The following is a 17,616-nucleotide window of genomic DNA, read 5'->3' on the forward strand; positions in this document are numbered from 1 at the left end:
TAGAATGCCATCTTCAGATCTATTTTATAAACACCCCTAGAATAATGATTAATGTGATAAAGCCTATTAAGATTAAATATGGGTACATCAATGCAAATACATCTTCAAAAATAAGTTGTATTGGTTCATATCCAAAGAGGAAAGCAAAAAATACTATGGCAAGTGTAATACTAATAATCCTATTCAAATTCATTCTCCTACCTTTAGATCTATCATTGCCCATTCTCTAAGTTGTTAGATTGTTACTTTAATAAACAGTACTTTAATTTATTCATATGACCACAGCGCCTCACCATGCTTTTCTCGAGTTTTTTTAGATCACCTTTTTCAATTACTCACCTATCAAATTCAAGTTATTTAAACGAAGGAGTACTACTTGTTCTTCGTTATGATAGGATAAAAATATTTCTTTTTATTAATAATGAAAAGCCCTGCTTTATGACCGACTGTAGTAATATCTGTTCTTTTAATTGCTGTTAAGGGAAACTTGAAACTTCCAGGTTCGTATCGATTATATTCCATTATCTTATTATACAATTATTACTACACCCCCACTTTACTCTAGACCTCCTGAGGAGATTACTCATTTGGGCATTTATTTTCAAGCAAATATTTAGCTTCTTCTTCAATCATTTCTATATAGTTGTGCTTTTTAAAAGGTTTCGTAAGTTTATGGATTCTTCTAAGGCTTCCTTTTACGGAAGTTTTTTCGTTCAGAACATCTACAACAACGGTCAAGTAAACCTTCTCATCATACATGACTAACCCAGTCACTTGACCATTTTCCGTATCAACTATATATTCAGGGAGTATCTTTAGTGGAGCAAATAATGTCCATCCTGCTCTTCTAGAATTTCTCCCAAACAGCCGAAATAATATATATCTATAAATCTCTTTTAATCTTCTCATTTATATTCACCCTTATTATTGATTAGTCTAACTTTCAAGACGCGCTTTGTTTATTCCTGCTATTGTTGTTATGAACGAGCAAAAGCACGCACATATTAATGTGCGCGCTAATCCTGACTAAAGATATAATTAATGATGGCCCCCACCAAAAACTTTTCCGACACCGTGGATTTTCTCTAAGATGACGATGAGTATCACGGAGATGAATATAACAACACTGGATACAGAGGCAACAATTGGATTATAAGCATCTTGCATGGTAGAGAATATTTCAATTGGTAAAGTGCGTGTTTCAGGTGAGATCATAAAGAGTGAGACCGTTACATTATCAAAGGAGGTTAAGAAAGCGAAAAGGCCACCGGAGATAATTGCAGGTCGGATTAATGGGAGCGTGATTTTCCAGAAGACGGTCCATGGATTGGCGCCTAAGATTGCTCCCGCTTTTTCTAAATTATAATCAAAACCGCTTAAGCCGGTTAACACTAAACGAATCACGTATGGAATACAAATGATAATATGTGAAATCAGGAATCCTATTGACGTACCCGCAAGCATTAATGGTGTGAAGTATATTAATAACGCTATCCCTAATACAAGCTGAGGTACACTAAGTGGCGCCGTTAAAAAGGATGTAATCGCTGACTTTCCGGGAATATCATACTTGGCAATTGCCAGCGCACCTAGTGTGCCGAATATAACGGCAAATAGTGCTGCAAGCACTGCAAATTGCAAACTATTCATGAAGGCGTCAATAAATTCAGGTCTTTCCAAGATTTTCGTATACCATTGAAACGAAAATCCTTCTGGCGGAAAGCTTGGATAGCTTGCTTTTGTAAACGATGCAGGGATGACAGCGATTAGTGGTATCAAGATGTAGATAATCCCAATAACAGCCAATGCTCCGCGTAATTTCCCAATGGCATTCATTAACGGAACACCTCCTTGAATTTACTCTTCTCAAACCCTCGAGTAAATAAAAAGACTGATAGAAGCGTTGTCCCAAGCAAAACGTATGATAATGCCGATCCAAATGTCCATTGCAGGAGATTATTAATTTGATCGTATACAACAACTGGCATCACAGGCACATTCGCTCCACCCATAAGTGCCGGTGTTACGTAGGCACTCATCGATAAGCTAAAGACTAAAACGCAACCAGAGACAATACCTGGTAAGCTCAGTGGTAATGTAATCGAAAGGAAGTTTCTTAATGGACTTGCACCTAAGATGGCCGATGCCTTCTCTAATGATGGGTCAATATTGTATAAGCTTGTGACTATAGCTAGTACCATAAATGGTAAATAGGCGTTTGAAAGACCTATAATGACACCAACCTCTGAAAACAATAGATTCATAGGCTTGCTAATTAGACCCATATCCATTAATAGTGTATTAACGGTCCCATTAGGTAGAAGTAATAAATACCAGCCAAAGTTACGAACAACAATACTAACTAAAAGCGGTGAAGCAATCAGTAGTGTAATAAGTGCGCGCATTTTTGCTGAAGCCTTTGCCATCGTTAAAGCGATCGGATAACCCAGTATGAGCGCAACCAGACTAGATAATAAGCTAATCTTAACCGTAATCCATAAAGAGTTTAAATAATAGCTATCCGTAAAGAGCGTGATATAATTTGATAAACTGTAACTAGCTCCTTCACCACTTAAGCTATCAGTTGAAATAAAGCTTAAGTACAAAATATATAACATCGGTACAACAAAAAATCCGAATAAGAACAAGAGGATCGGTGTTAATAACAATAAGCCAGGTGCCCATGGCTTCCGTTTTTTCGCGCGCTTCTCTTGTTGCGGCGGTTGTCCCTCAGGTGCTACTCTTTTCTGATGATTTTGAGCTCTTGCGGCTTCCATCCTACAAACACCTCGCTTCCCTCTTTCCATGATGAACGGTACTCATTTGTTAATATTTGCAGAGATTTCCCCATAAATGCGACATCTATTTCCCAAGAAGTCCCTAAGTAATTCAGTTGTGTGATTTTCGCACGATGTAGTTCATATCCATCAACAGCCTCTTGTGACTCAGAAATATGAATGTTTTCTGGGCGAATGTATAATTTCACTTCATCCCCTTTTTGGAACGCGCGATTCTCTCCAATCACATTATTCCAACTTACTGATGTGACTTCTTGACCCGCTTGAACCATAATCCGGTCTTGATCTGTTGATGTAACCATACCTTCAAAAGAGTTAGATTTACCGATAAATTGAAAAACAAATTCTGTTTTTGGATGTTTGTAGATGGATGTCGGTGTACTAATTTGTTCAATCTTACCTGCATTCATTACTACGACACGATCGGAAAGCGATAGTGCTTCTTCCTGATCATGGGTAACAAAGATAGTCGTTACACCGATTTCCTTTTGTAACCTTTTGATTTCTAAGCGAAGCTCATGCCTTAACTTCGCATCAAGGTTCGATAATGGCTCATCCAATAATAATAATTCCGGTTCGACAACCAACGCTCTAGCGATGGCTACTCGCTGTCTTTGCCCACCTGACAGTTCTCGAGGATAACGTTGTTCTAACCCTGATAACTTTACAAGTTCAAGGACGCGATCGATTTTCTTTTTTTGTTCTGGTTTGGCAATTTTTCTTAATTTTAAACCAAAGCTTAAGTTGTCATAAACCGTCATATGTGGAAAAAGAGAATACGTTTGGAAGACCATGCCCAAATCTCTTTTATATGGAGGCACCTTTGTCACCTTTTTTCCTTTAATAAACACCTCTCCTTGGTCTGCCTCAAGAAATCCCGCAATTAAATTTAAAGTGGTCGATTTTCCGCATCCAGAAGGGCCAAGCAAGGTGAGAAGCTCACCCTGCCTTACTTCTAAATCGATGGAATTAAGAACAATATTGGATCCGAATTTTTTTATAGCTCCCTTAATTTCTACGTCGCTTATCGCTGTCGTCATCTCCTTATGCCTCCTCTTCTATTATTCTAGTAGTTTGCCAATTTCAGGAACGACTTCTTTATTCCAACGATCTGACCATTCCGCTCTAATTTCTGCGAATTGAGGGACATCTGGCTTAAATGTTGGATCATCCTCTGCTATCCCAATAGATTCTTGATATTTTTCAGGTAGTTCTACTCCTTCAGCAATTGGATAGAATCCTTCCTCTGCAATTAACGATTGTGCTTCCTCACTCACAAGATAATCAATAAATTGGAGAGCTTGCTCTTCTTTCGGTGTGTTCTTCACTAAAGTTGCACTAAAGGCTTGTAGGGGAACACCTTCTTTTGGTATCGCCATTTTAATTGGTATGCCTGATTCAGCTAAATCACTAATTACATAAGAACCTAAAACAGATAGGTCAGCAGCACCTTGTTGAATCGCTGGCATCACTTGTGTTGAGTTTTTATAGAAAGTGGTTGAGTAACCTGCCAATTCCTTCGCTTTTTCTATACCAGGATCAACGTTATCTGTACTCCCACCATTTGCCATTGCTAACGCGTTTAATGTATTAAATCCCCAGTCATTTGTGATATCAACAAATGCTGTTTTTCCTTCATAATCTCCGGATACAAGGTCATTCCAAGATTCAATTGGTCCCCAACCATTTTTTTCGAATGATTCCGTATTATATGCTGGGGCAATAGCTAAGCCAAAAACTGGTGCCCCCGCACCCTCAACAGAAACGAAATCATCAATGACATTGGAGAAGTTCGGTACATTCTCTTCACTTAATGTCTCAGTTAAATCTTTTTCATTCGCCCGATAAACATCAGTTGGTACAAAGAAAGCGATATCAATATGTGGCGCATTCTTTTGTAGCTCTACTTTAGAAAGAATCTCTCCTGATAAGCCTGGGACATAATTCACTTTAATACCGGTTTCTTCTTCAAATTTCGGTGCGATTACATCTCTTATCGTTTGTTCAATAACGCCACCATTGCCCGCTACCGTAATTGACTTACTATCTGAGTCTCCGCCTTCTGAACTTGCTTGTTCACCGGATTTTTGTGGTGTCGGCGCCCCACAAGCAGCTAGGCATAGCAACATAAAAATAGATAATGCCGTAATGATTTTTTTCATTTTACTTTCCCCCTACTTCGTTTATATATTGTTTGGCACCTGGATGAAGCGGAATCGCTATATTAGTTGCTGATTCTTCAACCGTCATATTTGCTACGGCTGGATGATAGACGGCCCATTCATCTAAGTGCTCATAAATACCTTTTAAAATATGATAAGCCAGCTCATTAGATAATTCTTCATTCGCATACAGCACGTTTTGCACTGTAACTGTCGGTGTCGGCTCCGTTATTCCCTCATATGTATGGCTCGGAATTTCTTGCCACTCATAACCCTCGTATTGCTGATTTAAGCGCTTACTTGTTTCCTCATCTACCTTAACTAACGTAAGATTCTCCTCCTCTAGTAATTGTTCGATCACTGGATTAGGTAACCCGGAAGAGAGGAAGGCAACGTCAATGGTACCATTGTTCATACCCGCAGCCGATTGGGTAAAGGATAAATACGAAATATCCATTGTCTCTTGACTAAGCCCTGCTGCTTCTAATAGCCTTTCTGCCGTAAATCTTGTGCCACTTCCTTCTGCACCTAAACTGACTCGCTTCCCTTTTAAGTCAGATAAGGATTCAATGGATGGATCTGACGTAACGATTTGCATATAGTTGCGATAAAGATTGGTTAATACCTTTAAATGTTTTTGTGATAGTTCATCAGAATACAATACATCAGCCATCGATATCCCAAGTTCTACCTCGTTACTACTTACGAGCTTCGCATTTTGAATCGAAGCATTTGTCACTCTCGTACCAAAAGCAGCCTTATTATATTTTTCTAAAATCGCCATTAATCCCGTACCTAGCGGATAATACACACCCGATACATCACCTGTTGCCAGCACGATTGACTTTTTCCCAACCGCTAACTCTTCTGATGGGGCCCTACTTGTATCATAAGTAGATTGGATTTCGGAATGAGTATTTGAACAACCGCTTAACAGAAAAATAATTGCCACCCATAAAAATGACTTCATCCCTACTAACATCCTCCTTATTTTTATTAATGCAAATATTATGCCAAAATTCATAATATTGTTTTATGTATACGCTTACAATTTTATCAAAAGAAAAACCGGCAATTTTTTCCGTATGAGGCAGAAAATATTGCCGGTTCTTTTATTTCTCATAATTCTTCAACTTATCCCGCAAACTCCTCTCAGAGATCTGCAAGGAGTGAGCGGTTTTTTGCCTATGGTCTTTATAGTGCTTGAGTGTAGCAGTGATGACTCGCTTCTCTACCTCTTTCATCGGAATGCCAAGTGGTAATTGAATCATTTCATCCTCTTCAATCGGATGTTCGGCGTGACCTTGGACGAAATGCGGAAGGTCTGTGACATCGATTAATTGATTCATTGATAATGCCACGGCATACTCGATAATATTGCCGAGTTCTCTCACATTACCTGCATAGGGATAATGGAGAAGGACTTCCATCGCTTTTGGGGTCAAACCTTCTTTTTGTTTGTGCATAGATTGATTAAATTTTTGAATCAAATGGTTGATGAGTAGCGGGATATCTTCTTTTCTTTGTCTAAGCGGTGGCATATGAATAGGAATCACATTTAAGCGAAAGTATAAATCTTCGCGGAACTCACCGTTTTTGACCATTTGCGCGATATTTTTGTTGGCTGCACTAATTATACGGATGTCGAGTTGCTTTTTCTTATTTGATCCAAGTGGTGTGACTTCGCGCTCTTGGATGACTCGTAAAAGCTTTGCTTGTAGAGACAGAGGCAATTCACTCATTTCATCTAGAAATAATGTCCCGCCGTTAGCTGCAACACATTTGCCATCCTTCGATTGAGTGGCTCCAGTAAAGGCTCCTTTTTCGTAACCAAACAGCTCTGATTCTAGTAAATTATCAGGAATAGCCGCACAATTGACAATCTCTAATGGACCTTGATACCTTCTACCCGAAAAATGAATTTCCCTCGCAACTAATTCTTTGCCTGTTCCACTTTCTCCCGTAATAAGGACGCTTGAATCGATGTCCTTAATGCGATCAATCATTGAGAATACCTGTTGCATCGCCTTGCTTGTCCCTAAAAATGCACGTGCTTCCAGTTGTTTATCTTTTGACTCCAGCCGATTGGAGAATTGTTTATATTGCAGTGCGCGCATGATTAATACAGATAATTTATCCATATCAATCGGCTTTTCAATATAATAATAGGCACCTTGCTTAATTGCCTCAATCGATGTCTCAATGCTAGCAAAAGCTGTCATCATAATGGCCGTGAGCTCCGAACGTATTTCCTTCACTTTCTTTAAAATATCTAGACCGCTAACAGCCCCCATTCTTAAATCTAATAAGACGATATCGATTCGTTTACTTTTCACCCACTCTATTCCTTCCTTTGGGTCTATGGTTGTATATACTTGATAATCATCTTCTAAGGCAAACTTAATTGACATACAAATCGCAGCTTCATCATCAATGACGAGTAGACCTGGCTTCATTTGAGCGAATCCTCCTCTCGATAAATGGGTAAAGTAATGACGAACCTAGTCCCTTCTTTTTTCGTACTTGTTACGCTAATGTCCCCATTATTTTCTTGTGTTAAATGATAAGAAAGTGTAAGCCCTAGACCGACTCCTTTTGCTTTTGTCGTATAAAACGGATCAAAAATATGATGTTGTTGCTCCACACTCATCCCTTCTCCGTTATCTTTAATAGAAATCTCTCCACACTCTTCATCTAGATGATACATCTCTAACTCTATACGCTTCCTAGTAACGTTCTTTACTGCATCCACACCATTCAGTAAAATATTCAAAAGCACTTGTCTAATTTGTTGCGGATCAATATAAAAGACTAACCCATCTGGTACTTTTAATTGAAAGTCAATGTGCTCATCCTTCATCGTTACATGTAAGAAAGTCAGCATAGTGGTTAACTCCGATGCAGTACATGGCTGAATACGTGGTGTGCTTGGTCTCGCATAATCAATAAGATCGGTGACAATCTGATTTAGCCGGTCAACTTCTTTTGGTAAATGTTCGACTAACATCTCTTGAAAGTCTTTTTGTGCTATTTTTCTTGGAATTAAATTGATAAATGTTTTAATGGATGTTAATGGGTTTCTTATTTCGTGAGCAACACCGGCGACTAACTGTCCAAGCGCATGAAGCTTTTCCTGTGTGAGTAACTTCTGCTCTAATTGGACCTTTTCCGTTTCATCTCTGATAGTAAGCAAATACCCTGCTTGATTTTCCAAAGAATTATACATTTCGTTCAGTGAATAATAGATAATTTTCCGTTGACCGTTTCGGTGAAACACGAATTGTTTGGCACGATCATGATAGAAATGCGTTCGTATTTCATTAAAAATAGGTGACTGCTCAACCCCCTCTTGTTGGGGCCACTCTAGAATATCAAGTGCCCTTGGATTGCAACTCGTCATCATAAAATTCAAATCAAAAGTAATAATACCAGCATCTATATTATTGATTATTTGATCTTTAAAAGCATTGCTATCAGCGGTGCGTTGCCGTTGATCATGCAAATCCTCATTCAAAAGGGTCAGTTCTTTCGTATGTTTATTGACAGCTAATTTCAACCGATAATTCCATATATAAATGAGAATAAGAATAAAACCACCAATGGCCATAAATATTGATAAAATAGTAATAAAATCCTTTAACCTTGTTATTTCCTCTTCATTTTCACCTTTCGTCCAAAAATCAACCAGCTGGTTCATTTCCCCTGTTGCCTTTAAATCAATGATGGCTTTATCTAAGAACCGTCGAAATTCTTCATCCCCTTCTTGTACGGCTACAGCATAATCTGCAGGATCCAAAATGATATCTAACACAACATATTGTTTCTCTAACTCATAACGATCTAAAAAAAAATAGGAGGTCCACTTGTTGCCAATAAAAACATCCGCGCGGCCATTCCAAAGCATAAATAAACCGTTGTATTGGTTAGTCGTCACGGTAAAGTTATTATTTCGCAAGTTTATTAATGTATTTAATCCAGCCGTATCTTCTTTTAAAACTATATGCGTATCCCGCAAATCTTCTATATTCTCTACTTCGTCTTTCAAGCGCCTAGGTATCACTAAAGAATCCGACATCGTAAAATAAGGGGTGGAAAAGTCCATATACTTCTCCTTGTCTATACTATAGGTGACCCCGGCAACACCTTCTATTTCTCCTTTTCTTAACGCTTCCTCAGCTTGCTTTCCATCCATTGGGATAAACTCAAACTTCACATCATTTTTGTCGGCTATCCTTTCTAAGACGGCAATGCTTAAGCCTTGTAGCTCTCCGTTTTGATTAAGATAAGAAAATGGTGGAAACGCTTTTTCTGCTCCTATTCGATACACTTGTTCTTCTGCTAAGACATGAGTGAATGGGAAGAGAGTGAAAAACATGAAAGCGAGCAATACTTTGCGCAAAATGATCTCCTTATTATGTTAGAAAATTATAAATATTTTATATTTAAATAATAAATAAATCACTTTCATAACACAAGGCTCCAAAGAACATTTTTATCTATCAATTAATGATTCTATTTTTTTACCAATAAACATTAAGGTTTAATCTATTGTAGAACGGATATATATACACTAAGAAGAGACACAAGATACTCTTCAAAAAAGAGGAGGATGTAAACTATGTATAAAATCGAAGTTGTAGAAAACGGAGTACAGGCGGTTAGCATCATTAACTCTCTTGAAAACGAAGGTTATACTAAGAAGGATATATACTTATTCGCACATGACAGAGACCGCTCAGAAAATTTAACAGATGCAACAGATACAAATGATATTGGTATGAAAGAACAAGGTGTTTTTGACTCCATCGGAAACGTCTTCAAAAGCCGAGGCGATGAATTACGTTCTAAAATGAGATCAGTTGGTATGACTGATGTTGAAGCTGAGAGGTATGAAGAAGTACTTGATCAAGGTAAACTTGTTGTTGTCGGCTCTACTAAAAACTAATCTTTATGTCTAATATCATTCCCCCCATTTCACTATATATGACCGGTAGCGAATTGCTACCGGTTTTTATAATTAAAGAGAAGGATGAAAGATTAATAGATTTTTCTCATATTCCCTTCTATTGATGACTTCATTTCAGCATGAGCATCTTGCAAACAGGGCAATCGTCCTTCTCAGATTAAAGAATGAAGCTACGAATCCATCTGCAAATATCTCTGATAACTAGTTGAACCAAAGACAGTTTTTCATTCGGTCTTACGCTCCCTCACCTAGACTAATAGATAATCAATCCCGAAATGGCCCCTACGGCTAAAGCGATACTAATAACAATGGCCGGGTGCATTTTCATTTTTTCTAATAAAAAATAACTACCAATGACCATCAAAAGAGAATAAATCATCCCTAATGAAGTAAAGGAATCCTTCAGAAATTGGAAGGTCATGACGGCTAGCAACACTGCAATCACTGGACGGACAATTTTAGAAATATTTTTGACTTGTGGGGTGTCTTTATATTTCATTAAAATCGCCATCAATACGAGCATTAAGATAATCGAAGGAGCTATGGTAGCAAAAAGGGCGACGAAACTCCCTACAATTCCCCCTTCTGCGTAACCGATATAACCGGCCATTTTCGTCGCAATCGGACCTGGCAAGGAATTCCCAATCGCCAGGACTTCACTAAATTCTTGAGTGGACATCCAGCCATATTTACCGACGACTTCATTTTCAATTAAGGGAATGGTCGCAGGTCCACCACCGTAACCAAGAATACCTGGAATAAAGAAGGCTAAAAAGATTTCCCAATAAATCATGATGGATTCTCCTTCCTCTTAAAAGGAATAAAGACGGAAATAATTAATATCATGATGAGAATACCTGGATGTAAGTGCGTCACTTCTGTAAGTAAGAAAGACGTTAATATGAGAATAATCGCTTTCTTCCACCCAAGCGTCGTGCCCGATTTCTTTACAAATTCCCAAGTCATTTGCGCCAGCATCACAGCTACAACCGGGACAATCGATGCTGACATATGCTTTACCCATGGAATATCTTTATAAGCTTGTAAAACTTGCAGAAGACTTATAAGGATAATAACAGTAGGGAGAACGGAAGAAACAAGGGCATTAATCATTCCTACGATTCCTCCGACACGGTAGCCAATGTAACCGGCCATCTTTGTCGCAATTGGGCCTGGCATCGTGTTAGCCAATGCCAAAGTATCGGCAAACTCTTCTTCTGTCATCCATTTATATTTCTTTACTGCTTCTTGCTGGAAAAGTGGTATAGAGGATGGTCCACCGCCAAACCCTAACATTCCAGTACGGAGGTTCCCAATCATTAATTCTTTTTGTAAACGTAAGCCTTGGCGTGTTTTAGGCTTAGCTTCTTCCCGTTGTTTTTCTTTCGCTGATGCTACCAAGCGGCAATCGTACCATCCGTACGGGATTCAGTTCCACCCATTAATACACCCGTCTCAGGATTACGCCAAATGATTTGCCCACGCCCAAAGCTTCCTCCATCCGGTGTAATTGTAACTTGATGACCCCTTCTTTCCAACTCTTGCACTATATAATTAGGAAACTCTGGTTCTACGAAAATAGATTTTTCTTTCATCCATTGCCATCTTGGCATATCTAGTGCAGCTTGCGGATTTAAGGCATAGTCTACCGTATTGGTTACTACTTGGAAATGACCTTGTGGTTGCATATAGCCTCCCATTACACCAAATGGACCAACTGCCTTACCATCTTTTGTCAAGAAGCCAGGGATGATCGTATGATAAGTCCGTTTGCCACCTTTTAAATAATTCGGATGATTGTCATCCAATGAGAAATCATGACCTCTATTTTGTAAACTAATGCCCGTACCTGGGATCACAATTCCTGAGCCAAAGCCCATGTAATTACTCTGAATATAAGAAATCATATTTCCTTCTTCATCCGCAGCAGCTAAATAAACCGTACCGCCTTTCGGCAACTCATAAGGTTCCGGATTGGAAGCGATATCCGAAATGGTTTGACTGCGTTTATCCGCATACTCCTTAGAAAGTAACTCTTCTGTTTCAATAGGCATATCTGCTGCCTCTGTAATAAATGCTTTTCCATCGGTAAAGGCAAGTTTCATCGATTCAATTTGTTCATGAAGCGTTTGTGCTGATTGCCATTGTGGCTTTGACAATCTCTCAAAATTATTTAGTGCCATCAACGCAACCATACCTTGACCATTCGGAGGTATCTCCCATACATCGTAACCTCTGTACTGAGTAGAGATAGGATTTACCCATTCAGGCTCATATTTACACAAATCTTCTTTTGTTAAAAAACCTTCATGTTTCTTCATAAAAGCATCCATTTGTTCAGCTAATTCACCCTCATAAAAGGAGCGGCCTTCCGACTCCCCAATTGCTTGAAGGGTTTTGGCGTGCCCTTCTGAACGCCATAATTCACCGATTTCTGGTGCCTTCCCCCCCGGTGCGAACGTTTCGAACCATCCTTCGAAAGCTTCATCCGTAAATTCTTCTTTAAACTTCGTATATGCCCTTTTCCAATACTTCCCTAGAATCGGTGTCAGCGGATAGCCCTCTTCTGCATATCTAATCGCTGGCTTTAATGATTCAAGCAAAGATAGTTTACCGAACCGTTTCGATAACGTTGCCCATGCGGCTGGTACCCCGGGTACAGTAACAGGGACGGTACCGTATGTTGGCATTTTTGTGAATCCACGCTTTTTTACCTCATCAGCAGAAATCGATTGAGGTGCAGGGCCAGAAGCATTTAATCCATGGAGTTGATCTTTTACCCAAACGAGAGCAAAGGCATCTCCACCAATTCCATTCGAAGTTGGCTCAACGACTGTTAATGCTGCAGCTGTTGCAATCGCTGCATCAATCGCATTTCCCCCTTTTTGCAATATCTCAATACCTGCTTGTGCTGCTAAAGGCTGTGAAGTCGCTACCATTCCTTTTTTAGCGAACACTGTATGTCTTTTTGCCGAAAATGGGTGATGTAAGTAATCCAAATTAACCTCTCCTTTTACATTTGTAAATATAAAATCAATTTTAACTTACGTAATGTATATTACACATTACAGATTATAGAATAAAATTAGTGATAATAATAGGATTTAAATCTAATATATTTAAATTCTCTAAAATCAATATGTAGAATTATCTTGATTATTCTTACACAAATGTTAACCTACAATAAAAACACGAGATGCTAGCTAACAGCACCTCGCTCTTCAAAGGAATTTCACTTCGCTTCTTTAAAAATAGATTCCCCAGCAAAATGACAAGCTGCATAATGTTCCTCACCGTACTCTCTCCATTGAGGCTTCTCTTCCATACATTGTGTCCTCGCTATCGGGCAACGTGTATGAAAGGGACATCCAGAAGGAGGATCCGCCGGATTCGGTAAATCACCTTGTAATCTTATTCTATTTCGTTTCTTTTCAATAGAGGGTCTAGGAATAGCAGAAAGTAATGCTTGTGTATAGGGATGTAGGGGAGCATTATATAAATCCTCTACCTTTCCCTCCTCAACCGTATTCCCTAAATACATCACTAGTACTCTATCGCAAAAATAACGAACAACACCTAAGTCATGAGAAATAAACATATAAGATAGTTGTAACTTTTGCTGTAAGGTTTTCAATAACTTTAACACTTGTGCTTGGACAGATACGTCGAGAGCAGATACTGCCTCGTCACAAATGATAAAGGATGGATTTAAACAGATGGCACGTGCAATCCCAATTCTCTGCCTTTGTCCACCACTGAATTCATGAGGAAAACGATCATAATGCTCTTCTTTTAAACCTACTTCTTTTAATAAATCTAAAACCGCTAACTTTTTTTCTTTACTGGACATAGATGTATGTATGGAAAAAACCTCTGCTATAGCTGGACCTATTTTTTGTCTAGGATTTAAAGAAGCAAAGGGATCTTGGAAGATCATTTGCATTTCTTTCACAAATTTTAGCTTTTCTTTTTTTCTTAATGATTGTATTTCGGTCTCTTTGAATTTAACTGTCCCGCCCGTTAATTCTTCTAATCCTAGAATGGCTTTTCCTAACGTCGATTTTCCACACCCTGACTCGCCTACAACACCTAAACTTTCACCTTCATATAATTTAAAAGAAACATTTTCTACTGCTTTCACATGAGATTGTACCCTTTGCAACAAACCACCCTTGATTGGGTAATACTTCTTTAACTGGTTGATTTCAAGAAGGGTCTTTCTTCTTCCATTACCATCTGCGACATTCATGGATTTGTTACCTCCTCTGCTTCAAGCCAACAACTCACCGAATGAGAGTGAGACAAATCAAAGGCAGGTGGCTCTTGTTGTTTACATGTTTCCATGGCAAATTTACAACGTTCGTGGAATCGACAACCTTGAATTTGTTGATTTAAACTAGGCAAAGAACCAGGAATAGCTTCAAGTTCAAAGTCCGGTTTGTCTACATCTGGCACAGAATTTAACAGTCCAATTGTGTAAGGATGTTTTGGATGATTAAAAATCTCCTCTACTGTCCCTTCTTCTACCTTCTTCCCTGCATACATAACCATTACTCTGTCAGCTACTTCTGCAACAACACCCATATCATGGGTCACCATGATTACACCCATATGGTATTCTTGCTTTAAATCATTAATCAAATCTAGAATTTGCGCTTGAATCGTCACATCTAACGCAGTCGTCGGTTCATCCGCAATCAGTAATCCCGGGTTACATGATAAAGCAATTGCAATCATTACCCTCTGACGCATGCCACCACTTAATTCGTGCGGATATTGACTCATTCTTTTTTCAGGATAAGGAATACCCACACTTTTCAGAAGATCAATTCCCTTTTTATGGGCTTCTTTTTTAGATAATTTCTCATGAATCATTAGAGGTTCTCTTAACTGATAGCCTATCGTTAAAACAGGATTCAGCGCTGTCATCGGTTCTTGAAAAATCATCGAGATTTGGTTGCCACGAATCTGTCTCATTTGTTCAGCTGTATGACTTTGAATAGCCTCTCCCTCATACTTAATTTCTCCACTTGCAATTCTACCGTTGCTTGGTAATAATCCAATAATTGAGAGAGAAGTTATACTTTTACCACAGCCCGATTCGCCAACAATACATAATGTCTCACCCTTATTTAGCGAGAATGAAACATCGCGGACAGCAGGTAAATACCCGTCTGCTGTCCGAAACTCTGTAATCATATTTTTCACTTCTAGTAAAGCCTCTCCCATTGTTGCACCTACTTTCTTGTTACTTCTGATAGATTCCATTTACCAGTTGCTTCTAAAAGTAGACCTTCATAAGATTGATCCATTGCAGCTGTTACGATGGAGTGATACATAATCACGACTGCATCTTCATCTAACATTAAGCGATTAGCTTGATCTAATAGTTCTAACCGTTTATCTTGGTCTGTTGTTGTTCTCGATTCATCTACTAATTGATCAAATGCTTCGTTACTATATTGTGCTCTATTTGAAGCACCTACATTATCACTGTGAAAATTAGGATAAAATAATTCTGAACCATCAGCTGTTAAGTTAGACCAGCTTAAGAAGGTTAAATCAAAGTTCCCTTGTCTTGCTGTATCTAGGAATGAAGCCCATTCCATTGACTCAATTTCGATGTTAAACCCTGCCTCTGACAATTGCGCTTGAACGATTTCAGCCATCAGTAAGAAATTACTTCTATTTGGTGTTAATAACTTATACGTTTTCTCTCCAAATCCATTTTCCTCTACTAAACTTTTAGCCTTTTCTAAATCATAAGGTGTACCTGCTTCAGCAGCAGATTCTACGTACCCAAATACTTTTGGCCCTATGACACTATCACTGCGAATGCCTAACCCGTTCATTTTTGAGACAACAGCATCCCGGTCAATCGCGCTAGCAAAAGCTTCACGTAATTTTGCATCTTGGAATTCTTCTTTTCCATGATTCACAGAGAAATAGTATTCTGGTGTCCCATCCACCTTTTCAACTGTTACATTCTTCAGACTTTCAATTCTTTCAATCTGTTCCATAGGAAGGTTATCAATAAATTGTACTTCTCCTGTTTGTAACATCGAGATCGCTGTTGATATCTCTGGAACAACTTTAAAAATTAATTGTTGAATCGCAGGTGCGCCATCACGATAGTCTTCATTTGCTTCTAATACGACTTGATCCCCTGGTACCCATTTCGCAAATTTGAATGGCCCTGTACCGACAGGCTCTTTATTTAAATCTCCCTCTTTATCTGCTGTTGGGCTTACAATGGCTGCGTTAGAATGTGACAGTGCCGCTAAAAAAGGACCGTATGGATATTTTGTTTTGATTTCAACTGTGTAATCGTCAATCACATTAATAGATTCAACCGGCTCCATTAGTGAAGCTCGTGGGGCTGCTGTCTCTGGATCTCTTAATTTATCAAAAGTATATTTAACAGCTTCTGCATTAAAGTCTGTTCCATCATGGAACTTTATTCCTTCTTTTAATTTAATCAGCCAAGTGTTCTCATCTGGATTTTCATAAGATTCAGCTAATTTAGGTTCTATTTCCATTGTTTCTGTATTTCTATCAAACAACTTTTCGTATACATGGTCAGTCACATTAGCTGATGCACTATCATTTGTCATGATAGGTGATAGCCCTACTGCATCTGATAGTGAGGCATATGTAAATGTATCGATTTTACCGTTCCCTTCACCTTCCCCACTTGCCGGTTCATTACCGCTTGAACAAGCAGATACAATCATTAGTGTAAATACCGCTAGTATTGCTAATAACTTTTTCCTCATTCTTAATTCCCCCCAATTTTTAAACATTCATATTAGGATCAATGGCATCTCGTAATCCATCTCCTAATACATTAAAAGCAAATACAGTTAACATGATGGCAATCCCAGGTACAATCGTTAGATGTGGAGATGACCACATAAAAGCCTGACCTTGCGAAATCATTGATCCCCATTCAGGGGTAGGTGGTTGTGCACCTAAGCCTAAATAGCTTAATGCAGCTGTTGAAAGAATAGCCGTAGCCATTCGCATTGTGGCAAAAACAATAATAGGCGCAAAACAATTTGGTAATATATGTTTAACCATAATACGAAGATCTGAAGCACCTACCGATTTCATGGCCATAATATATTCTTTTTCCTTTATCGATAAAACGGACCCTCGTACAATTCGTGCACAGGAAGGTATCGACCAAATACTTATAGCGATAGCTACATTTACTAAACTTGTACCGAGTACAGCAATAATGAGCATAGCAAGTAAAATTCCTGGGAATGAAAATAATAAATCGACAAATCTCATAATAATGCCATCTAATTTTTTGTAATATCCCCCAAGTAAACCTAGCGTAACGCCACCAAGAAGGCCGAGCACTACAGCTACGATCCCTACTAATAGAGAGATTTGGGAGCCATAGACAATTCGGCTCCAAACATCTCTTCCATAATTGTCTGTGCCTAACCAATGATCCTCACTAAATACAGGTAATTCACTAGCTGATAGGTCCTGCTTCACGGGGTCGTGGGTAGCAATAATAGGGGCCAACAACGCCATGGCGATTTGAAGAATGATAATGATTAACCCAAGAACCGCTAACTTATTTCGTAGCAACCTTTTTATAATTAACAACCACTCATTATCCTTTTTCGGTGTTACTGCTACTGGACTATTCGTTGCCTGAACAACCTCTGGCATC

At 38.7% G+C, this 17,616-nt stretch carries 18 protein-coding genes; 1 reads left to right on the top strand and 17 read right to left on the bottom strand.

The genetic code is table 11. The annotated features are described in order from the left end of the window. Positions 1 to 19: 19 nt before the first annotated feature. The 10 genes from LG276_RS22340 to LG276_RS22385 all read right to left on the bottom strand — a co-directional run bounded on the left by LG276_RS22340 (position 20) and on the right by LG276_RS22385 (position 9,359). Complete coding sequence (locus tag LG276_RS22340) at positions 20 to 187, bottom strand: hypothetical protein (RefSeq protein WP_404292945.1); 168 nt, start codon at positions 185 to 187, stop codon at positions 20 to 22. Between the two features lie 185 nt (positions 188 to 372). After that, positions 373 to 537 carry a hypothetical protein gene (locus tag LG276_RS22345; protein WP_404292947.1) on the bottom strand — a complete coding sequence of 55 codons (165 nt, stop codon included), beginning with the start codon at positions 535 to 537 and terminating at the stop codon, positions 373 to 375. A gap of 42 nt (positions 538 to 579) precedes the next feature. After that, positions 580 to 909, bottom strand: a complete 330-nt coding sequence (locus LG276_RS22350) for a hypothetical protein (protein WP_224936833.1) — start codon at positions 907 to 909, stop codon at positions 580 to 582. A 129-nt stretch (positions 910 to 1,038) separates the two neighbouring features. Continuing rightward, a complete protein-coding gene (locus LG276_RS22355) occupies positions 1,039 to 1,836 on the bottom strand; it encodes an ABC transporter permease (RefSeq protein WP_095371498.1) in 798 nt (265 codons plus the stop codon). Next, complete coding sequence (locus tag LG276_RS22360; protein WP_251162361.1) at positions 1,836 to 2,777, bottom strand: ABC transporter permease; 942 nt, start codon at positions 2,775 to 2,777, stop codon at positions 1,836 to 1,838. The genes LG276_RS22355 and LG276_RS22360 overlap by 1 nt, the downstream gene beginning before the upstream one ends. Continuing rightward, complete coding sequence (locus tag LG276_RS22365) at positions 2,738 to 3,838, bottom strand: ABC transporter ATP-binding protein (protein WP_404292949.1); 1,101 nt, start codon at positions 3,836 to 3,838, stop codon at positions 2,738 to 2,740. The genes LG276_RS22360 and LG276_RS22365 overlap by 40 nt, the downstream gene beginning before the upstream one ends. Positions 3,839 to 3,859: 21 nt before the next feature. Further along, complete coding sequence (locus LG276_RS22370; protein WP_251162363.1) at positions 3,860 to 4,960, bottom strand: ABC transporter substrate-binding protein; 1,101 nt, start codon at positions 4,958 to 4,960, stop codon at positions 3,860 to 3,862. A 1-nt stretch (position 4,961) separates the two neighbouring features. Continuing rightward, positions 4,962 to 5,930, bottom strand: coding sequence for a TAXI family TRAP transporter solute-binding subunit (locus tag LG276_RS22375; RefSeq protein WP_404292952.1), 969 nt, complete (start codon positions 5,928 to 5,930; stop codon positions 4,962 to 4,964). A gap of 142 nt (positions 5,931 to 6,072) precedes the next feature. Next, complete coding sequence (locus tag LG276_RS22380) at positions 6,073 to 7,416, bottom strand: sigma-54 dependent transcriptional regulator (protein ID WP_251162366.1); 1,344 nt, start codon at positions 7,414 to 7,416, stop codon at positions 6,073 to 6,075. Further along, positions 7,413 to 9,359, bottom strand: coding sequence for a transporter substrate-binding domain-containing protein (locus LG276_RS22385; protein WP_289434925.1), 1,947 nt, complete (start codon positions 9,357 to 9,359; stop codon positions 7,413 to 7,415). Before LG276_RS22385 ends, LG276_RS22380 begins: the two co-directional genes overlap by 4 nt. A gap of 219 nt (positions 9,360 to 9,578) precedes the next feature. Here LG276_RS22385 and LG276_RS22390 point away from each other — a divergent pair, with 219 nt between their 5' ends. Then, positions 9,579 to 9,905, top strand: coding sequence for a general stress protein (locus LG276_RS22390; RefSeq protein WP_095371491.1), 327 nt, complete (start codon positions 9,579 to 9,581; stop codon positions 9,903 to 9,905). A 274-nt stretch (positions 9,906 to 10,179) separates the two neighbouring features. Here the strand turns inward: LG276_RS22390 and LG276_RS22395 are convergent, their stop codons facing one another. From LG276_RS22395 to LG276_RS22425, 7 genes are all read right to left on the bottom strand, one after another. Beyond that, positions 10,180 to 10,719: a chromate transporter gene (locus LG276_RS22395; RefSeq protein WP_224936841.1), complete on the bottom strand. Its 540-nt coding sequence runs from the start codon at positions 10,717 to 10,719 to the stop codon at positions 10,180 to 10,182. Next, positions 10,716 to 11,246 (bottom strand): chromate transporter, encoded by a 531-nt coding sequence (locus tag LG276_RS22400; protein WP_404294475.1) that lies wholly within the window; start codon positions 11,244 to 11,246, stop codon positions 10,716 to 10,718. Before LG276_RS22400 ends, LG276_RS22395 begins: the two co-directional genes overlap by 4 nt. Before the next feature lie 74 nt (positions 11,247 to 11,320). Continuing rightward, the gene (locus LG276_RS22405; protein WP_404292954.1) at positions 11,321 to 12,925 is read right to left on the bottom strand and encodes a gamma-glutamyltransferase family protein; all 1,605 of its coding nucleotides are present in this window, start codon (positions 12,923 to 12,925) and stop codon (positions 11,321 to 11,323) included. A 233-nt stretch (positions 12,926 to 13,158) separates the two neighbouring features. Then, positions 13,159 to 14,175: an ABC transporter ATP-binding protein gene (locus LG276_RS22410; protein WP_404292956.1), complete on the bottom strand. Its 1,017-nt coding sequence runs from the start codon at positions 14,173 to 14,175 to the stop codon at positions 13,159 to 13,161. Continuing rightward, positions 14,172 to 15,155: an ABC transporter ATP-binding protein gene (locus LG276_RS22415; RefSeq protein WP_251162492.1), complete on the bottom strand. Its 984-nt coding sequence runs from the start codon at positions 15,153 to 15,155 to the stop codon at positions 14,172 to 14,174. Before LG276_RS22415 ends, LG276_RS22410 begins: the two co-directional genes overlap by 4 nt. Positions 15,156 to 15,163: 8 nt before the next feature. After that, on the bottom strand, positions 15,164 to 16,702 hold the full coding sequence (locus LG276_RS22420; RefSeq protein WP_224936844.1) for an ABC transporter substrate-binding protein: 1,539 nt from the start codon (positions 16,700 to 16,702) through the stop codon (positions 15,164 to 15,166). A gap of 19 nt (positions 16,703 to 16,721) precedes the next feature. Beyond that, positions 16,722 to 17,615 (bottom strand): ABC transporter permease, encoded by an 894-nt coding sequence (locus LG276_RS22425; RefSeq protein WP_251162369.1) that lies wholly within the window; start codon positions 17,613 to 17,615, stop codon positions 16,722 to 16,724. Position 17,616 lies beyond the last annotated feature (1 nt).

Origin of the sequence: Cytobacillus kochii (genome assembly GCF_044790165.1) — a bacterium.
GTDB classification, from domain to species: domain Bacteria; phylum Bacillota; class Bacilli; order Bacillales; family Cytobacillaceae; genus Cytobacillus; species Cytobacillus kochii.